Annotated in this window: 15 protein-coding genes; 5 read left to right on the top strand and 10 right to left on the bottom strand. The window is 62.7% G+C overall.

What is annotated here, in order from left to right; all coding sequences use genetic code 11:
* Positions 1 to 200: 200 nt before the first annotated feature.
* The 3 genes from AC54AG_RS01760 to AC54AG_RS01750 all read right to left on the bottom strand — a co-directional run bounded on the left by AC54AG_RS01760 (position 201) and on the right by AC54AG_RS01750 (position 5,065).
* The gene (locus tag AC54AG_RS01760) at positions 201 to 1,802 is read right to left on the bottom strand and encodes a SpoVR family protein (RefSeq protein ID WP_046686270.1); all 1,602 of its coding nucleotides are present in this window, start codon (positions 1,800 to 1,802) and stop codon (positions 201 to 203) included.
* Positions 1,802 to 3,070 carry a YeaH/YhbH family protein gene (locus tag AC54AG_RS01755; protein ID WP_070289103.1) on the bottom strand — a complete coding sequence of 423 codons (1,269 nt, stop codon included), beginning with the start codon at positions 3,068 to 3,070 and terminating at the stop codon, positions 1,802 to 1,804. Before AC54AG_RS01755 ends, AC54AG_RS01760 begins: the two co-directional genes overlap by 1 nt.
* Before the next feature lie 72 nt (positions 3,071 to 3,142).
* Positions 3,143 to 5,065 carry a PrkA family serine protein kinase gene (locus AC54AG_RS01750; protein WP_034754154.1) on the bottom strand — a complete coding sequence of 641 codons (1,923 nt, stop codon included), beginning with the start codon at positions 5,063 to 5,065 and terminating at the stop codon, positions 3,143 to 3,145.
* Between the two features lie 579 nt (positions 5,066 to 5,644).
* On the opposite strand from AC54AG_RS01750, the gene AC54AG_RS01745 reads away from it, so the two are divergent.
* Both AC54AG_RS01745 and AC54AG_RS01740 read left to right on the top strand, forming a co-directional pair.
* Positions 5,645 to 6,676: an adenosine deaminase gene (locus AC54AG_RS01745; RefSeq protein WP_034754153.1), complete on the top strand. Its 1,032-nt coding sequence runs from the start codon at positions 5,645 to 5,647 to the stop codon at positions 6,674 to 6,676.
* 36 nt (positions 6,677 to 6,712) lie between these two features.
* Positions 6,713 to 9,244 (top strand): ABC transporter permease, encoded by a 2,532-nt coding sequence (locus tag AC54AG_RS01740; protein ID WP_496629352.1) that lies wholly within the window; start codon positions 6,713 to 6,715, stop codon positions 9,242 to 9,244.
* Positions 9,245 to 9,246: 2 nt separating this feature from the next.
* On the opposite strand, the gene AC54AG_RS01735 is transcribed toward AC54AG_RS01740, so the two are convergent.
* Together AC54AG_RS01735 and AC54AG_RS01730 are read right to left on the bottom strand one after the other, a co-directional pair.
* On the bottom strand, positions 9,247 to 10,254 hold the full coding sequence (locus tag AC54AG_RS01735) for a response regulator (RefSeq protein ID WP_496629351.1): 1,008 nt from the start codon (positions 10,252 to 10,254) through the stop codon (positions 9,247 to 9,249).
* Between the two features lie 3 nt (positions 10,255 to 10,257).
* Entirely contained in the window at positions 10,258 to 11,577 is a 1,320-nt protein-coding gene (locus tag AC54AG_RS01730) for a sensor histidine kinase (protein ID WP_496629350.1), read from the bottom strand.
* Positions 11,578 to 11,740: 163 nt separating this feature from the next.
* Between AC54AG_RS01730 and cqsA the strand changes: the two genes are divergently transcribed.
* On the top strand, positions 11,741 to 12,985 hold the full coding sequence (gene cqsA / locus AC54AG_RS01725; protein ID WP_496629349.1) for an alpha-hydroxyketone-type quorum-sensing autoinducer synthase: 1,245 nt from the start codon (positions 11,741 to 11,743) through the stop codon (positions 12,983 to 12,985).
* Positions 12,986 to 12,988: 3 nt separating this feature from the next.
* Here cqsA and AC54AG_RS01720 read toward each other — a convergent pair whose 3' ends face one another.
* From AC54AG_RS01720 to AC54AG_RS01710, 3 genes are read right to left on the bottom strand one after another with little or no spacing between them, the layout of a single operon-like run.
* On the bottom strand, positions 12,989 to 13,456 hold the full coding sequence (locus AC54AG_RS01720) for a MarR family winged helix-turn-helix transcriptional regulator (RefSeq protein WP_070303599.1): 468 nt from the start codon (positions 13,454 to 13,456) through the stop codon (positions 12,989 to 12,991).
* 57 nt (positions 13,457 to 13,513) lie between these two features.
* Complete coding sequence (locus AC54AG_RS01715) at positions 13,514 to 13,861, bottom strand: GIY-YIG nuclease family protein (RefSeq protein ID WP_496629348.1); 348 nt, start codon at positions 13,859 to 13,861, stop codon at positions 13,514 to 13,516.
* A gap of 12 nt (positions 13,862 to 13,873) precedes the next feature.
* Positions 13,874 to 15,142, bottom strand: coding sequence for an MFS transporter (locus AC54AG_RS01710; RefSeq protein WP_496629347.1), 1,269 nt, complete (start codon positions 15,140 to 15,142; stop codon positions 13,874 to 13,876).
* A 131-nt stretch (positions 15,143 to 15,273) separates the two neighbouring features.
* On the opposite strand from AC54AG_RS01710, the gene AC54AG_RS01705 reads away from it, so the two are divergent.
* A complete protein-coding gene (locus tag AC54AG_RS01705) occupies positions 15,274 to 15,669 on the top strand; it encodes a group II truncated hemoglobin (protein WP_034754244.1) in 396 nt (131 codons plus the stop codon).
* 4 nt (positions 15,670 to 15,673) lie between these two features.
* Positions 15,674 to 17,035, top strand: a complete 1,362-nt coding sequence (locus tag AC54AG_RS01700) for a DNA recombination protein RmuC (protein WP_496629346.1) — start codon at positions 15,674 to 15,676, stop codon at positions 17,033 to 17,035.
* Between the two features lie 27 nt (positions 17,036 to 17,062).
* Here AC54AG_RS01700 and AC54AG_RS01695 read toward each other — a convergent pair whose 3' ends face one another.
* Together AC54AG_RS01695 and AC54AG_RS01690 are read right to left on the bottom strand one after the other, a co-directional pair.
* Positions 17,063 to 17,854: a hypothetical protein gene (locus AC54AG_RS01695; RefSeq protein WP_496629345.1), complete on the bottom strand. Its 792-nt coding sequence runs from the start codon at positions 17,852 to 17,854 to the stop codon at positions 17,063 to 17,065.
* 57 nt (positions 17,855 to 17,911) lie between these two features.
* Positions 17,912 to 18,832 (bottom strand): MHFG family PEP-CTERM protein, encoded by a 921-nt coding sequence (locus tag AC54AG_RS01690; protein WP_496629344.1) that lies wholly within the window; start codon positions 18,830 to 18,832, stop codon positions 17,912 to 17,914.
* Positions 18,833 to 18,990: the final 158 nt, after the last annotated feature.

The raw sequence follows: 18,990 nt of genomic DNA, 5'->3' as shown, positions 1-18,990 counted from the left end.
TCTTTCCTTTTGGAAATGTTTTACCTCGGAACCAGACCACTTAGCGGCACGCGCGCACCAAACGGGTGCGGAAGCCACTTCACCCAGGTCAAAAAAGGCGGTCCTGGCGGCCCATTTGAGGCCGCCAGGCCATACTGAATTCCTATGTAGGCATAGGAAACGCTTATATTCTTGCCATTGATTATTATCAACAAATCATTTCATGGCCGGACAACGGGGTCGTCGCGCCGGTTGCGTTTTTCCCGTCGGCAATTCAGGGTGCCCAGGACGACGCCCTGCGGGTCGACCGTATCGAGGTGCACATCGAAGCCCCACAGCCGCGCAACGTGCTTGAGCACCTCGGCCGCCTGCTGGTTCAGCGGGCGGCGCTGGAATTGCGTGTGGCGCAGGGTCAATGCACGGTCGTCGCGCGTATTGACGGACCAGACCTGGATGTTCGGCTCGCGGTTGCCCAGGTTGTACTGCTCGGCCAGCTGCTGGCGCACGTAGCGGTAGCCGGCATCGTCGTGGATGGCGGAAATGGCCAGCTTTTCATTCTTGTCGTCGTCGAGCACGGCAAAGAAATGGAATTCGCGGATCAGCCGCGGCGACAGATACTGGGCGATGAAGCTTTCATCCTTGAAATTGCGCATGGCAAAGTCCAGGCTCTTGCGCCAGTCGCTGCCGGCCATGTCGGGAAACCAGGCGCGGTCTTCGTCCGTCGGGTGCTCGCAGATGCGGCGGATGTCGCTCATCATGGCAAAACCCAGCGCATACGGGTTGATGCCGCTGTAATAGGGGCTGTCGATGGGCGGCTGGTAGACCACGTTGGTATGGCTTTTGAGGAATTCCATCATGAAGCCGTCGCCCACCACGCCTTCGTCGTAGAGCTGGTTCAATATCGTGTAATGCCAGAAGGTGGCCCAGCCTTCGTTCATGACCTGGGTTTGGCGCTGCGGATAGAAATACTGGGAAATCTTGCGCACGATGCGCACCATCTCGCGCTGCCACGGTTCCAGCAGCGGCGCATACTTCTCGATGAAGTACAGCAGGTTTTCCTCGGGTTCGGGCGGAAAGCGGGGGGCGGCCTTGCGCTGGTCGTCCTCGTCCTCGTCTTCGTCGCGCCGGGGCAGGGTGCGCCACAGCTGGTTGATCTGCGACTGCACATAGGCTTCGCGCTCTTTCTGGCGCGCATATTCCTTCGCCATCGACAGTTTCGCCGGGCGCTTGTAGCGGTCCACGCCATAGTTCTGGATGGCGTGGCACGAATCGAGCAGCAGTTCCACGGCATCGACGCCATGGCGCTGTTCGCATTCGGCGATGTAATTCTTGGCAAACACCATATAGTCGATGATGGCGTCCGCATCCGTCCAGGCGCGGAACAGGTAATTGCCCTTGAAGAAGGAGTTATGCCCGTAGGCCGCATGCGCGATCACCAGCGACTGCATGGTCAGGCTGTTTTCCTCCATTAAATAGGCGATGCACGGATTCGAGTTGATGACGATCTCGTAGGCCAGGCCCATCTGGCCCCGCTTGTAGCTTTTCTCGGTGGACAGAAAATGCTTGCCGAACGACCAATGGTTGTACGAGACGGGCATGCCCACCGACGTGTAGGCATCCATCATCTGTTCGGCCGTGATGATTTCCAGCTGGTTCGGATAGGTGTCGAGGCCAAATTGTTTCGCCACCCGGCGGATTTCCTCGTGGATTTGCTCGATCAGCTCGAACGTCCATTCCGACTGCTCGGGCAGGGCGTTCGGGTGGCGCAGGCGCACGAACGGTTCGCCCGGAGTATTGCTGGCGCGGTCAAAGGCTGCACTCATCATTTCACCTGTTTCTTGAACAGTTCGCGGAAGACCGGATAGATATCGGCCGGCGTGACGATCTTTTGCATGGCGAAATGGGCGTGGTGGTCGAGCACGCCCGCATATTGCTCCCACAGGTTTTGCTGCGGGCCGTCGGTGATCTCGACATAGGTGTAGTACTGCACCTTGGGCATGATGGTATTGATCAGCAACTGGCGGCACAGCATGGAATCGTTGTCCCAGTTGTCGCCGTCCGATGCCTGCGCTACATAGCTGTTCCATTGCCCGGCGCCATAGCGTTCGTCGATGATGGTGTTGAGCAAGTGCAGCGCGGACGACACGACGGTGCCGCCCGACTCGCGCGAATTGAAGAATTCATGCTCGTCCACTTCGGCCGCCGCCGTATGGTGGCGGATGAAGACCACCTCGATCTTGTCGTAGACGCGCTTGAGGAAAAGATATAACAGGATGAAGAAGCGCTTGGCCGTGTCCTTGCGCGACTCGTCCATGGAGCCGGAGACGTCCATGATGCAGAACATGACGGCTTGCGTCATCGGCTTGGGCACCTTGATGCGGTTGCTGTAGCGCAAGTCGAACGGGTCGATGAAGGGAATGGCCAGCAATCGCGTGTGCAGGTGGTGGATCAGGCGGCGCAGTTCCGTGACGAGCGGGTCGCTGTCGGGCGCCCCTTCGTGCAGCAGGGCCGCCAGGTCTTCCTCGGCCTGCGCCAGCTGCTTGCGGGCGCCGCCGCCGACGGCGATGCGCCGGCCCAGCGCGCCGCGCAAGGAGCGCAGCACGTGGATGTTCGATGGCGTGCCCGACATATTGTAGCCGGCGCGCTGGTTCTTGAATTCCGTGGTGGCCGTCAGCTGGGTTTTCACCATGTGCGGCAATTCCAGGTCCTCGAAGAAATAATTCATGAATTCTTCGCGCGACAATTCGAAGATGAAATCGTCTTCCGTCGTCTCGTCGCTATTGCCCGCCTTGCCCCGCCCGCCGCCACCGCCGCCTTTCGGCCGGGCGATCTGGTCGCCTTTCAGGTATTCCTTGTTGCCGGGATTGACCACTTCCCATACGCCGCCATGCGCGTGGCCAAACGACGGTTCGCCCACGTCCTTGACGGGGATGCTGACCTTCTCGCCATTCTCGACGTCCGTGATCGAGCGCCCCTTGATGGCGCGCCCCACGGCATCCTTGATCTGGCCCTTGTAACGCCGCAGGAAACGCTCGCGGTTGACGGCGGATTTATTCTTGCTTTGCAAGCGCCTGTCGATGAGATATGTCAAAGGGTGCCTCCTTGCCTCTCGTCTTGCGCGCCCCGCCGGTCGTCAGGCGGGAGCGCGCCTCCGCTGTCCGCGCTATGACGACTTGCGTACGCGCAAGTACCATTCGCATAACAGGCGTACCTGCTTGGCCGTATAGCCTTTTTCCACCATGCGGGCCACGAAGTCGGCGTGCTTGTTGGCATCGTCGGCGCTGGCCTTGGCATTGAAGGAAATCACGGGCAGCAATTCCTCCGTATTCGAAAACATTTTCTTTTCTATCACGGTGCGGAACTTTTCATAACTGGTCCAGGCGGGATTCTTGCCGCCGTTCGAAGCCCGCGCGCGCAAGCCGAAGTTGACGATTTCGTTGCGGAAATCCTTCGGATTGGAAATGCCCGCCGGCTTCTCGATCTTTTCCAGTTCATTGTTCAGCGACTCGCGGTCAAAACTTTCGCCCGTGTCCGGATCGCGGTATTCCTGGTCCTGTATCCAGAAATCGGCGAACGTCACGTAGCGGTCGAAAATATTTTGTCCGTATTCCGAATAGCTTTCCAGGTAGGCCGTCTGGATCTCCTTGCCGATGAATTCCACATAGCGCTGCGCCAGGTGCTCTTTAATATACGAGAAGTAGCGCTGCTCGAGTTCCGGCGCGAACTGCTCGCGCTCGACCTGCTGTTCCAGTACATATAATAGATGCACGGGATTGGCGGCCACTTCGGAATTGTCAAAGTTGAACACCTTAGACAGGATCTTGAAGGCAAAGCGCGTCGACAGGCCGTTCATGCCCTCGTCCACGCCCGCGTAATCGACGTATTCGTGCATGGACTTGGCTTTCGGGTCCGTATCCTTGAGGTTTTCGCCATCGTAGACGAGCATCTTCGAAAAGATGCTCGAGTTTTCCGGATCCTTCAGGCGCGACAGGATGGCGAACTGCGCCATCATGCGCAGGGTGCCGGGCGCACACGGCGCCTTGACCAGCGAGGAATTGGCCACCAGCTTGTCGTAGATCTTGATTTCATCGGATACGCGCAGGCAATACGGCACCTTGACTATATAGATACGGTCAAGAAACGCCTCGTTGTTGCGGTTGTTCTTGAACGTCTTCCATTCCGACTCGTTCGAGTGGGCGAGGATGATGCCGTCAAACGGAATCGCGCCGAAGCCTTCCGTGCCCTTGTAGTTGCCTTCCTGCGTGGCCGTCAGCAAGGGGTGCAAGACCTTGATCGGCGCCTTGAACATTTCCACGAATTCCATCAAGCCCTGGTTGGCCAGGCACAGGCCGCCCGAATAGCTGTAGGCGTCCGGGTCGTCCTGTGCATAGTCTTCCAGCTTGCGGATGTCGACCTTGCCCACCAGCGAGGAAATATCCTGATTGTTCTCGTCGCCCGGCTCCGTTTTCGAGATGGCGATCTGTTTCAGCACGGAAGGATAGCGCTTGACGACGCGGAACTGGTTGATATCGCCATTGTATTCATGCAGGCGTTTCACGGCCCACGGGCTGGGGATGTTGCGCAGGTAGCGGCGTGGGATGCCGTAATCCTCTTCCAGGATGGTGCCGTCCTCTTCCTCGTTGAACAGGCCCAGCGGCGATTCGTTGACGGGCGAGCCTTTCAGGCAATAGAAGGGCACGTGTTCCATCAGCGACTTGAGTTTTTCCGCGATGGACGACTTGCCGCCGCCGACAGGCCCCAGCAAGTACAGGATCTGCTTGCGTTCTTCCAGGCCTTGCGCCGCGTGGCGGAAATACGAGACGACTTGCTCGATCACTTCCTCGGTGCCGTAGAACTCGCGGAAGGCGGGATAGATCTTGATCACCTTGTTGGCGAAGATGCGCGACAAGCGCGTGTCGTTGCGCGTGTCGACCAGCTGCGGCTCGCCGATGGCGGCCAGCATGCGTTCGGGCGCGCTGGCATACGTCAGCTTGTCCTTCTTGCACAGGGCCAGGTATTCGGTGAGCGACATTTCCTCTTCGCGGGTGCGCTCGTAGCGTGCTGCATAGTTATCAAAAATGGTCATGTCAATGTCCTTTAATGTAAACCTGAACTGCCAGTCACCATGGCCGCCCGCCTGGCACTCGCCTGGGCTTGCCGTCTGAATTTTTTCTGTACCCCGTACCGATTTTTATTGTTGTTTCAAGCCCGGCTGTCTTTGCGAGTCCGGATTGCCCGGACCAAAAAACTGGCGCTTGATGCCGTGTGCTGACGTGGCCAGCTGGCTTATTTTTTCACTGTTGATAGCGCTTGTTGCACTTACCTTTACCCCATGAAATTAATTATTGCTCTAAAGGATCAGGAAGTCAAAAGATATGTCAGCATATCCTTAATACTTGTTTGTAAATTGTTGATTTAATTGGATAAATCATCAAATTTTTCCTCAATTTCAATGAACCTTTGTAGGCCTTTTAAACCATCATACGACAATTCGCCAGCGCGTGCCGATGCCGGCCGTGGCGCTGCCGCAGCCGGCGCCATGGCGGCCGGTCGCCGGTGAGGCTGGCCATCTTGCGCTAAGATGCCTGCATGTCTGATGGCCCTGCGCGCCGCGCGTGCGCGTGCGCGAGCCAGCATTTTTATCGTCACCCTATAAGGAACACCCATGATGAACCCCCAATTGCGCGCGATCGTCCGCGGCATGCCGAAGGCCGAACTGCATATCCATATCGAAGGCTCGCTGGAGCCGGAACTGATTTTCGCACTGGCAGCGCGTAATGGCGTGCCGCTTGGCTATGAATCCGTGGAACACTTGCGCAGCGCCTATGCTTTTACGGATTTGCAGTCTTTTCTCGACATTTATTACGCTGGCGCAAGCGTGCTCTTGAAAGAGCAGGATTTCTACGACATGACGCAAGCCTACCTGCAGCGCGCCGAGGCCGATAACGTCTTGCACACGGAAATCTTTTTCGATCCGCAAACCCACACGGCGCGCGGCGTGGCCATGGCCGACGTGATCAACGGCATCCACCGCGCCTGCCAGGACAGCCCCGTCAGCGCGGCCCTGATCCTGTGCTTCCTGCGCCACCTGAGCGAGGAAGAGGCGTTCGAGACCCTGGAAGACGCCTTGCCGCACCGCGACAAATTCATCGGCATCGGCCTCGACTCGTCGGAAGTGGGCAACCCGCCCGAGAAATTCTCGCGTGTGTTCGCCCGTTGCCGCGAGCTGGGCTTGCACCTGGTGGCCCACGCGGGCGAGGAAGGTCCGCCAGCCTACATCCGCACGGCGCTCGACGACTTGCAGGTCGAACGCATCGACCATGGCGTGCGCTGCCTGGAAGACGCGGAACTGACGGCCCGTTTGGCGCGCGAACAGATCGCCCTGACCGTCTGCCCGCTGTCGAACACCAAGCTGCGCGTGTTCGACCAGATGCATGACCATAACCTGGTGCAACTGCTCGACGCCGGCCTGCTGGTGACGGTGAACTCGGACGATCCCGCGTATTTCGGCGGCTACATGAACGACAATTTCGACGCCATCTTCGACGCGCTGCCACTGGGCCTGTCCCACGCGCATCGCCTGGCGCGCAACGGTTTCATCGCCGCCTTCCTGCCGCAGGCACAGAAAGACGCCTTCCTCGCCACCGTCGATGCGTATTTCGCCCAGCACGCGGCTGCCCACGGCATCGCGCAATAACGCATCACAACCAATTCGCATAAAGACCCGCCGCCCATGTTCCGCCTCTCCCTGAAAATGACCGGCCGCGACTGGCGCGCCGGGCAACTGCGTTTCCTGCTCGTCGCGCTGATCGTCGCCGTGGCGGCCCTGTCGGCCGTCGGCTTCTTCGTCGACCGCCTGCGCGCGGGTTTGAACCGCGACGCGCACCAGCTGCTGGGGGCCGATCTCGTCATCAACGCCGACCAGCCCGTCAATGCGGCGTGGCGCGCCGAGGCGCAACAGCGCGGCTTCATCCTGGCCGACACGGTGACGTTTCCCAGCATGGCGCAGGCGGGCGAGGGCGAGCAGTCGCTGTCGCAGCTGGCGTCCATCAAGGCCGTCTCGCCCGGCTACCCGCAGCGGGGCAAGCTGAAAATCACGACCACACTGAGCGAAGCGCAGGATGCCGTGGGACGGCCCACGGACCAGGTGCCGGCGCCCGGCACCCTGTGGGTCGATGCGGCGATCCTGTCCAGCCTGAACGCCAAGCTGGGCGATACCCTGACCCTCGGTGACAAGGCATTTACCGTCACGCAACTGATCGCCAGCGAACCGGACCGCGGCGCCTCCTTCTTGAACTTCGCGCCCCGCGTGATGCTGCCCCTGGGCGACCTGGCCGCCACGGCGCTGGTGCAGAACGGCTCGCGCGTGTCGTACCGGCTGCTGCTGTCGGCGCCACCGGCCAAGGCCGCCGAGCTTGCGCAGTATCAAGCCAGGCTGGAAAGCCAGATCAAGACGCAGGCCATCAAGGGCGTGCGCATCGAATCGCTGGAATCGGGCAGCCCGCAGATGCAGTCGACCCTGGACCGCGCCGACCGTTTCCTGTCCCTCGTCGGCTTGCTGTCGGCCATGCTGGCGGCTGTCGCCGTGGCCATGGCCGCGCGCCGCTTCATGCTGCGCCACCTGGACGCGTGCGCCATGCTGCGCTGCCTGGGATTGACGCAAAACCAGGTCACGACCATGTACGTGATCGAATTCCTGTTCGTCGGCCTGGCCGGCAGCGTCGTCGGCGTGATAGTCGGTTTCGGCGGCCACCTGGTGCTGCTGGAGTTATTGGGAAAACTGGTACAGAACGACTTGCCGCCCGTGTCCATGCTGCCCGCGCTGCAAGGCGTGGCCACCGGCATGCTGCTCTTGCTGGGTTTTGCCCTGCCGCCGATTTTGCAGTTGCGCAATGTCCCGCATAACCGCGTGATCCGCCGCGAGCAGGAGCCGCCGCAGGCGCTGGCCGTGGCCACGTATGGCCTGGGCATCGCCGCCTTCGTCGTGCTGCTGTTGTGGCAGGCGGGCGACGTGAAACTGGCGCTGCTGACGGCGGCCGGCTTCCTCGGCGGCTTCGCCCTGTTCGCGCTGGCCGGCTGGCTGGGCATCAAGTCGCTGAAAACCCTGCGCGGCGTTTTCAACCACCAGGGCTGGCGCTTTGCCGTCACGTCCTTGCAGCGCCGCCCGGGCGCCACCGTCATCCAGGTGGTCTCGCTGGCCCTGGGCTTGATGGCCTTGCTGCTGCTGACGGTGGTGCGCGGTGACCTGATGGTGGCCTGGCGTAATGCCACGCCGCCGGACGCGCCGAACCGTTTCATGATCAATATCCTGCCCGAACAGAAAGAGCCGATCGCCGCGCGCCTGTCGCAAGCGGGCGTGGCCAATGCGCCTTTGTATCCGATGATACGCGGGCGCCTGGTGGCCGTGAACGGCAACGCCATCACGGAAAGCACCTACGAAGACGACCGCGCCAAGGGCCTGGCCGACCGCGAATTCAACTTGTCGACGATGTCCACCATGCAGGAAGAAAACAAGCTGGTGGCCGGCAAGTGGTTCGCCAATGCGCCCGGCGCGCCTGCCGAAGCGTCGGTGGAAGAGGGCATCGCCAAGACCCTGAAGCTGAAACTGGGCGACAAGCTGCGCTTCGACATCGCCGGCCAGCCCGTGGAGGCGGCCATCACGAGTTTGCGCAAGCTGGAATGGGGCTCGATGCGCGTCAATTTCTTCGTCATCATCAACCCTGCCGCCATGGCGGACACGCCGCAGACGTGGATCACGGCGTTTCACCTGCCGCCCGCGCAGGCGGACCTGGGGAATGCTCTGCTGCGCGACTACCCGAACCTGACGGTGGTCGACGTGGGCGGCGTGCTCAAACAGATTCAGGGCGTGCTGGACCAGGTGGTCACGGCCGTTGAATTCCTCTTCGCCTTCACCCTGGCCTCGGGCTTGCTGGTGCTGTATGCGGCCCTGATGGGTTCGCAGGATGAGCGCACGCGCGAAGCGGGCTTGCTGCGCGCCTTGGGCGCCACGCGGCGCCAGCTGGCGCAGGCGCAGCTGATCGAGTTCTCGCTCGTCGGCGCGCTGGCCGGCTTGCTGGCCGCATCGGGCGCGGCCGCCATGGGCTGGGCCCTGGCCACGTACCAGTTCAAGTTCGCCTGGAGCTTCGCGCCCGGTGTGTGGGCGTTCGGCCTGCTGGCCGGCGCCCTGTGCGCGATCGCCGGCGGCTGGCTGGGCTTGCGCAATGTGCTCAAACATCCGCCGCTGCAGACCCTGCGCGAAGGCTAGTCCTAAGCGCTGACGCTGTCGCCCGCGCCCGCGCGCAAAAATTGCGAGTAGGACATGACTGCTTGCCCCAGCTGGTGCGCCGGCACGTCGAACAGGGCCCAGAAATACGTCACGCGACCCAGGCAGATGGTGGGCGCGGCGCAGTAGCGGAACCAGTTTTCTCCGATCTGCGCCGCGTACATGCCGTCGCTGTCGGCGTCGGAGAAATACGGGATCACGCGCATTTCCAGCAGCGCCAGCAGCAATGACTCGGGCGCGTCGCTGTCGCGCGCCATTTCGTACTGCGTGTGCAGGCTGCGTTCCGTCTCGATGATCATCAGCTTGGCGTGGCCGTCGCGCGTGAAGAACAGGATGCCGCTGGGATTGGGAAAAATATAGTATTCGACAAAGCCATGGCGCTGGCACAGCTCGTGCACGACGGCGGCCAGCGCCTCGTCTTGCAGGAAAGTGTAATCGTGCAGCATCAGCAAATCGCGCACGGTCTCCGATTGCTGCAGGAAGAATTCGCGCTGCAAGGCCACGATTTCCTGTTCCAGGATGTCGAGCGCATCGTCGTCGCTTTTCTTGATGTAGCGGTCGATCAAGCCCCGGTTGAAGGCCGTCACGGCCACTTTTTCATCGGCCGCGCCCGTAAATAAAATCTTCTTGCACGGCAGATCGCGCACGGCCTCGCAAAATTCCAGGCCATTCATCTGCGGCATCGAATAATCGACCACCAGCACGGAGGGCACGGCAAAGCGCTGCGCCTGGCCGCTGATGCGCCAGATGCGTTCGATATCGAGCGCCACGTTGCATTGGTCGGGCGGCAGGTTTTGCGTGTCGAAGTTCACGTGCAGCGGCGTTTCGCCCGGTTGCGCACTCTGGCGCAGCCAGTGCAGGGCGCTGCTGGTGTCGTGAAAAGTCTTGCGCGCCAGGCCAGGATCGAGCTGGAACGCCAGGCTTTTCAGGAAGGAATCGCTGTCGTCGATCAGTACGGTCAGGGTCGGATGGGTGTAGACGGGCAGTTGCATGCGTCACCTCGCGCGGTGGATGGATGGAAAACGGTTGTGCGTGGGCACGGGCAGGGGCTGGGGAAATTCCAGTACGAAGATGGCGTAGGCGCCTTCGCGCGCGACGCAGCGGATGCGCGCTTGCCAGGCTTGCATGATTTGTCGGCACAGGGCCAGGCCGATGCCGCTGCCGTTGTGCGAGGGATAGGAATAGAAGCGGTCGAAGATCAGCGGCAGGCGGCTGGTGGCGATGCCGCAGCCCGTGTCGATGAACAGCAGGCGCGGCACGGGATGGGCGCCATCGATGATGATGCGCACGCGGCCCTTGCCCGCGCGGTGGATGCTTTTCAAGGCATTGCGCAGCAGGTTGAGCAGGATCACCACGCACAGTTCCGACTGGCCGGGAAACGTGAAATCGGCGCGCACGTCGATCTTGACGATGTCGCGCTGGGCCGTGCTGGTAAACGGATAGCGGCGCAGCACGGCCGCCACGCTGTCGTGCATGGCCACCGCTTCATTCGCTTCGAGCTTGCGGTTGACGGCGCTGGCACTGAGCAGGAACAGATCGATCATGTGGTGCATATGGCGCACTTCGAACTGGATGCGCGCCAGCGCTTCCAGGCTGGCCGCGTCGGGTGGCTGGTCTTGCAGGTTTTGCTGTAGCCCGCGCTGCAGCCCGCGCACGTTCGCCTCGACGCTGACGAGCGGCGTGCGCAATTCGTGTGCCACGCTGCCCAGGCCTGCCGCCAGCCCGGCCAGTTTCTCTTGCGCACCCACATTGCGCCCCACCTTGACCACGGACAGTACGGCAATCGTGAACCAGTGCACGGGCAAATGCTGCAAGACGTCGCCGTTGAGCAGGAAGGCGGGATCGCCGGCCACGGCAAACGCCAGGCAGGCCAGCAGGGTGCCGCTCAGGTAGGCGAGTATGGCGATGCGCGTATCGAAGTGAAACAGCACGACCAACGCTACCAGCAGCGAATGCGCCCACATGGTCGAGGCATGGTTCATCAGGAACATGTATGTGAAGAAAAACGGCAATTCGAAGGTCAGCCCCAGGAACAGGTAGACGCTGAACCAGGTATTGCTGAAGCGGTCGGGCCATAGCGCGGGCAGGAACAGCAGCGCCGCCACGATGCGCAGCAGCGACGATTCATATTCCTGCGGAAAAAAATAATGCCATAGCGCGTAGTACAGGGGCATGCCCAGCGCACCGATGAGCGCCAGCTTACGCACCTGTGCGCGCCGCACAGGCGTGTGTTCGATGGCGTCGTGGAAATGCAGGAAAGGCTGGAGCAGCTTGCCTTGCCATCGTTTTCCGGAAGGGGACTGCGCATGCTTCATGATCAGGGGGCGCGTTCGTTGAGGCGTGTCAATGCAACATGATCGGCGGGTTCCCTCTGTATCAGCAGGATATCGGCATAACTGTTGAGCTGTATCAAACTCTTGCCCGATGGCTCGCGCATGTTGGATGCGGTAGTTCCCTCGCAACCAATCAGGAGTTCCTATGTTAAACGCCATTTCCCCCCTGTCGTCCCGCGCCATCCACGCCGAACAACGGATGCCCGCCTTCGTGCGTGTGCGCATGGATGAACATTACGTCGAGCGCATCGAGAAGCTGCTTGGCGGCCAGCATTTGCACGAATGGCAAGCCATGCCGGCCAGTGCGGTCATGCTGGCAGGTAATGATTACCTGAACATCGCCGGCGAGGCGGCGCTGCTGGCGGCCCAGGCGCGCGTCTTGCAGGGCGGCGGCGCCATGCTGATGTCGTCCGTCTTCCTGCAGGAAGGCAGCCGCCAGCACCGGCTGGAACAAAAATTCGCGGACTATCTGGGCAGCGAAGCGTGCGTGCTGGCGCAGTCGGGCTGGGCCGCCAACGTGGGCTTGCTGCAAAGCCTGGCCGGACCCGGCATCCCCGTGTACCTCGACATGCAGGCCCATGCTTCGCTGTGGGAGGGCGTGCAATCGGCGCAAGCCGTGCCTGTTGCTTTTTTGCACAACGATGGCACCCACCTGCAGCGCCAGATCGACAAGCATGGCCCCGGCATCATCATCGTCGATGCGCTGTACAGTACGAATGGCAGCGTGGCGCCGCTGCTGGAGATGGTGGAAATCGCCGAGCGCAGCGGCAGCATGCTGATCGTCGACGAGTCGCACTCGCTGGGCACGCACGGCCCGCAGGGCGCGGGGCTGGTGGTGGAGCTGGGGCTGGCCGAACGCGTGCATTTCCGCACGGCGTCGCTGGCCAAGGCGTTTGCGGGCCGGGCCGGGCTGATTACCTGTTCGGCCCGTTTCAAGGGGTATTTTTTGTCCGCCTCGCGGCCCGCCATCTTCAGCTCCTGCCTGCTCGAACACGAGCTGGCGTGGTTCGATGCGGCGCTCGACTTCATCCGCGCCGCCGATGGCCGCCGCGCCGCGCTGCACCGCCACAGCGTGCAGTTGCGCCAGGGGCTGATGGATCTGGGCTACAACGTCAGCGACGGCACCGAGCAGATCATCGCGCTGGAAGCGGGCAGCGAACCCGATACCCTGATCCTGCGCAAGGCGCTGGAACGGCATGGCATCTACGGCGCCGTCTTCTGCGCGCCGGCCACGCCGAAAAACCGCTCGCTGGTGCGCCTGACCCTGAATGCGGGCTTGCGCGAGGACGAGTGCGCCAGGGTGCTGGCCACCTGCGCCGCCATCCGCGACGAGACGGGCATGGCGCGCTGGCCATCGACGCGGCGCCTGCGCAAGCTGGCGCTGGTGTAGACCTCAGACTTGGCCGGGCTGGTTGCCGGCGATGCCGTTCAATAGCAGGGACAGGGGCGCCAGCTGTTCCGCGCTGGCATTACCCAGCAATTCCTGGCCCAGCGCCTGCGCCGTCGTATTCGCGTGCGCCAGCAATGCCAGTCCTGCGGCCGTGATGGCGGCGTAGCCGACGCGGGCATCGCGCGCATCGGCCTGGCGCGCCACCAGACCGATTTTTTCCAGCGGCATCAGCGAACGCGTGATGCCGGACGCCGTCAGCGCCAGGCGCTCGGCCAGGTCGATGCGGCGCAGGCGTCCGCCGGGTGCCCGCTGCAAGTGGTACAGCAATTGATAATCGCCAAAGCTCAAGCCATGCAGATTGCCCAGGGTGCTGTCGAAGCGGCGCACGAGCATGGCCTGGGCGCGCGCCAGGCGCAGGCAAAAGTCCAGCGCGCTGCCGCCGTCCGGCGGCGGGGGAGTGAGATCGGTCATGGCATCCTTTTCATTTGCTGCGCAGTGCGTGAGTGCACAAGTGTAAAGCATGGCCGCTCAATAGCGTGATTGCCCCTGTTCCAGCAGCTGCGCCTGGTGCAGCGCCAGCAGGGCGTCCAGTTCTGCATCCGCATCGAAACCGGGATCGGCCGATGGCTTGACGGTGTCGATGATGTCGAAGCGGAAAGCCGCCTCGCCGTCGCGCCGCCAGTCCGCCTGCAGGCGCGCATTGCGGTGCGAGCCCAGCGCGAGTTCGAAGCGGTGGCGGTTCAGCGCGCCGGGCGCATTGCGGCTGCGTTCGAGCAGGGTGCGGCCGCTGGGCAGGTGGCGCAGCGCGATGATGCCCAGTGCGGGTGCTTGTTGCCGGTAAGCTGCTTTCAAGGCAGCTTGCTGTGTTTTATCCATGGTGCGGTTTCCTCAAGCTTGGGTGATGTAATCGGTGGCCGCGATGCGCGCAATATCCGTGAGCAGGGCGGCGGCGATGGCGGCGGCCAGCAGCAGGGTGCCGCCGGCGCAGAACAGTTCGCCCACGCTCAGGTGGCGCAGCAGCGCGCCCGTGGCCGCCGCGGACAGCGGCGCCAGTCCCAGGAAGATGCCCATGAACAGCGCCATCGCCCGGCCCAGCATGGCGGGCGCCACGCGCCGCTGTATCCAGGTAAAGATGGTCACCTGCACATAGCCGCCCAGCAATCCCGTGACGGCCAGCAAGGCCGCGCCCTGCCAGGCTGTATCGATTTGCCCCAGCGCCATCAGCAGCAGGCCCACGACCGCATCGACGGCGAGCAGGGTGGCGCCGAAGCGGCGGCGCAGCCAGGCGCCGCTCAGGCTGGACGCCAGCATGCCGGCCAGGGTACCGGCGCCGTGCGCGCCCATCAGCAAACCGAGCGCCGGGGCGCCGTGCAGGCGCTCGCTGGCCAGTACTGGCAGAGCCACTTGCAGCGGACCCATGACGAAGAACGCCACCACCGCCCAGTAGGCATAGCAGCTGCGCAAGGCCATGTCGCGCCACACCATGCACAGGCCCGCCGCCATGTCGCGCCACATGCCTTGCGCCGCTGTGGCCGCTGCCAGTGGCCGCAGGCTGACTTGCCGCAAGGTCCAGGCCGAGAACAGAAACGTCAGCGCATCGATGGCAAAGGCGGCGGCCAGCGCCGCCATGCCGGTTTGCTGCCCGCCATCGTGGGCGCCGAGTACGAGCGCCGCCAGCAGCGGGCCGGCCAGCAAGGACAACTGGCGCGCGCCCATCTGCAGGCTGTTGGCCGTTTGCAGCACTTGCGGCAGCACGGCTTGCGGCAGGATGGCGGTGCCGGCGGGAATGCCGAAGGCGGAGGCGACGCCCAGCGCCAGCGCGGCCGCATACGCAAGCGCCACACTGGCCAGGTCCAGCATCAGCAGGCCGGACAGCGCCAGCAGGATGGCGGCGTTTGCATATTTGCTCAGCAGCAGCACGCGCCGGGGCGAGTAACGGTCGGCGATGGTGCCGCCGAACAAGATGAGCACGGCGCGCGGCGCGCCCATCAGGGCCACGGCGATGCCCAGGCTCAGGCTATCGTTTGTCAGGCTCAGCACCAGCCAAGGCAGGGCCAGCATGCTGAACTGGTCACCGAGCATCGACACGAGGCCGCCGCCGAGCAGCCAGCGGAAGTTGATATTGCGTAGCAAAGGAGCTTGGGTGGTGGTTGACATGCTGTTTTGTCCCGGGTTTAAAATTGCATAGTATTTGATAAAAGCTTGATTGGTCAAGTATATTGCCATTTATTGTGGCAGAGGGTGCTGGCGCCGCATGGGCCGCCAGCGCTTGCGCTATCATGGCGGCCATGACTGATACCACTGCCCCCACCCTGTACGAGACCATCGGCGGCGCCCCCGTGCTGCGCGAAATGGTCGACCGTTTTTATGACTTGATGGAGCTCGAGCCCGAGTTTGCCGGCATCCGCGTCATGCATCCGCCATCGACGGACGGTTCGCGCGACAAGCTGTATTTTTTCCTGACGGGCTGGATGGGCGGACCGGATTTGTATATCGAGAAATTCGGCCACCCGCGCCTGCGCGCCCGTCACTTGCCGTATGCCATCGGCACCAGTGAGCGCGACCAATGGCTGCGCGCCATGGCCTGGGCCATGGAAGACACGGGTATCGAAGAGTCCTTGCGCGTGCGCCTGATGGAATCGTTCTATCAGACGGCCGACTGGATGCGCAACAAACCTGACTGATCCCATGAGCCCAATCGAGTTCTACAGCCTGCTGGGCGCCGCCATCGTCGCCATCATCCTGTTGCTATTGATCTTGCTGCGCCCGCGTGGCGCGGCTGGCGATGGCGCCACCACCCTGGCCCTGGTGCAGCAGCACCAGCAGCAAAGCCTGGAGCGCATCGACCGGGTCGAGCGCGAAGTGCGGCTGCAGCTGCAGGCCTCGGCACAGGCCACGCGGCAAGACCTGGCGGCGGGCCTGGCGCAATTCCAGGCGGCGACCCTGCAACAGCTCGACAGCCTGCGCACGCAGATGCAGGCGCAGGGCAAAGTCGGACGCGAAGAACAGGCGCAAAGCCTGGCGCGCTTTGCCGAGAGTACCAATCAAACTCTGGCGCAACTGACGGAATCGAATGCCCAGCGCATGCTGGAAGTGCGTGCCACGTTGGAAAACAAGATCCGCGACTTGCAGGCCGACAATGGCGCGCGTCTGGAAGAGATGCGCAAGACGGTCGACGAGAAACTGCACGCGACCCTGGAAACGCGCCTGTCCGCCTCGTTCCAGCAAGTGTCGGAGCGGCTGGAAAAAGTCCATCAGGGCTTGGGCGAGATGCAGCAGCTGGCGCTGGGCGTGGGCGATTTGAAGCGGGTGCTCACCAACGTCAAGACGCGGGGAACGTGGGGCGAAGTGCAGCTGGAAATGCTGCTGGAGCAGGTACTCACTGTCGACCAGTACGCGAAGAATGTGGAAACCTTGCCGGGCAGCGGCGCGCGCGTGGAATTCGCCTTGAAACTGCCGGGCATGGTCGACGGCGGGCCGCCCGTGTGGATGCCGATTGACGCGAAATTCCCCAAGGAACAATACGAGCGTCTGGTCGAGGCGGCCGAGCGGGCCGATGCCGACGGCGTGGCCCTGGCCGGACGCGAACTGGAGCGGGCCGTGCGGGGCGAAGCGAAAACCATCGCCGAGAAATACCTGGCGCCGCCGCTGACCACCGACTTTGCCATCCTGTTCCTGCCTACCGAGGGGCTGTATGCGGAAGTGCTGCGCCGCCCGGGACTGGCCGACGAATTGCAGCGCGTGCACCGGGTCAGCATCGCCGGGCCATCGACTCTGACTGCCTTGCTCAACAGCTTGCAGATGGGTTTCCGCACCCTGGCGCTGGAAAAGCGCTCGTCCGAAGTGTGGCAGGTGCTGGGCGCCGTCAAGACGGAATTCGGCAAGTTCGGCGAGGTGCTGTCGCAAACCCGGCTGACCCTGGAAAAGGCGGCGAAGAATATCGAAAGCGCGGAAGTGCGCAGCCGGCAGATGGCGCGCAAATTGAAATCGGTGGAAGCCTTGCCGGGCGAGGCAGCCGCCTTGCTGCTGGGTAAGGCGGATGCCGAATAGCGCCGCTTCGTTCGCCGCAGCGGCCGGCTAAGTCTGCTGGTCTTGCTGTTCTTGCGCCATCTGATGGTTGACTAGTTCAGCGGTGATGCTGCCTGGCGCATCGAGTTCGCGCTGTGCCAGTGTGCGCATGGCGTCATTCGCCAGGCCGGCAAGCAAGGCAGCGCCCAGTGCGTCCGCCTCGGCGCTTTGCCCTTGTCCACGCAGTATGGCAGCGGAGATCCGCACGTCTTTTGCCAGATTCATCAACTCCGCCGCCAGGCGCGGCGGCGTGCCCGGCGCAGGAAACAGGGGCAGGCTGGCGGACAGGGCATTGACCATATCGAGGTGCTCCAGCGGGGCGCGGTGATAGCGGTCCGCGAGCGCGAAATTGCCCGCCTCGACAACAGCTGGCAGGGCTTGCCAAGCGTATTGGCGCGCCAGTTCGGGGGCGCTGGCGTCCAGCTGGGCGAACAGGTCGGCGGTGGAGCGGGCATCGCCCAGCGTGTCGTTCATCTCGGCGATGAGAGAGAAGCGCGACCTGCGGCCAAACGTGCTGCCTGCCTGTGGCGCGCGGCTGTCGTGGTGGCCGAAATCATGCTGGCCCGACAGCAGCAACTGGATTTGCGCATCACGCTCCGCCTGCAGGGCGGCGTACGCTGGCGCGTATGCCTCGGCCAAAAACTTCCACTCCAGCATGACAATGAAATAGCTCGACCTTGCCGGATTCAGGGTTTGCCCGGCCTCGGCGAACAGCTGTTGCAGCAGCGGCAGCGCTTCCGCGTGCCGGCCTTCGTTGCGCAGTGCAACGAGACGTGTCGAACGGCTATCGATGTCGGGCATGGCGGTCCTTGTCTGGAATGCACCATAGTAACAAGTCCGCATACGGCTGGCTACGCCTCAAGCGGCATGCTTGCTGGCAAGGCGTTTTCTGGCGCCGAAGGCTGTCAGCGCCAGTCCCGCCAGCAGCATGGCCCAGGTTTGCGGTTCCGGCACGGCCGGCAAGACGGTCGGCACGGTCGGTGGCAAGGTAGGGATGATCACGGTGGGCGGCACGATGATGCTGCTGCCCTGGTCCGGCGGCCGGCCGCTGCCGCCACCACCACCACCACCTCCGCCGCCCATGCCGGCCGGCGACGTGATGCCGCCGACGGTACGCACATAATCGAAGGGTAGGAAAGGAATGCTGGCCACCTCGGGCGGCATGGCGCCGCCCGTGAAGGAACCGCCGCGCAAGGCGTCGGGGTTGTCGATCAGTGGTACGCCTGCCGCTGCCGGGGCGGCGGGCGCGGCGGCAACGGGTGCCGCACCGCCGGGAGCGGCACCGGCCGCTGGCGGCGCTGATGCGGGCGCTTGCGTGATACGGCTGACGTTGCGGCAGATCGTCGGCACCAGGATGCACTGGCCCTGCACGCAATACACGAGTCCCCGTTCCTGCATCTGCTCGTTCCAGCCCGCGCGCGTGACGTTGCGGCAAACGCGACCCGGGCCGAAATGCATGTCGCTGATGCGCGCGTTGTAATTGCCCTTGCCGCGGATGGCGTCGCGGCTGATCACGACGATCTCATCGTACTGGCGCGCACGCATGCGCTCCTTCAATTGTTCGCGTACGGGCGGCGCGATATCCGTATAGCGGTCCACGGCCGCCACCACGTCACCCATGAACGGGTCGACGCCGGGACGATTCCAGTTGCAGTTATCGAGCACATCGGCGCGCGCGATGCCTTTCGCGCTGGCAGGCAAGGGCGCCAGGGACAAGGTGGCAAGCATGCAGGCCGTACCCAGCAAGCTGGCTCCCGCGATCCATGAGCTGTGTCTCATTGTTGTTCCTCGTGAAAACAATATCAAAATTGAACTTTTTTGTATGAGTTCGAATGTTATCACCGAAGAAACTTCAATATCAACTAATAAATAAAATTATTGCAATTAGTGTTGTGTTTATTGATTTGTTTTAAGGGGAAATGATTGATATTTTTATC

The sequence above is a fragment of the Janthinobacterium sp. BCJ23 genome, from assembly GCF_059617945.1.
This window is presented reverse-complemented; position numbering and strand designations above follow the sequence as displayed.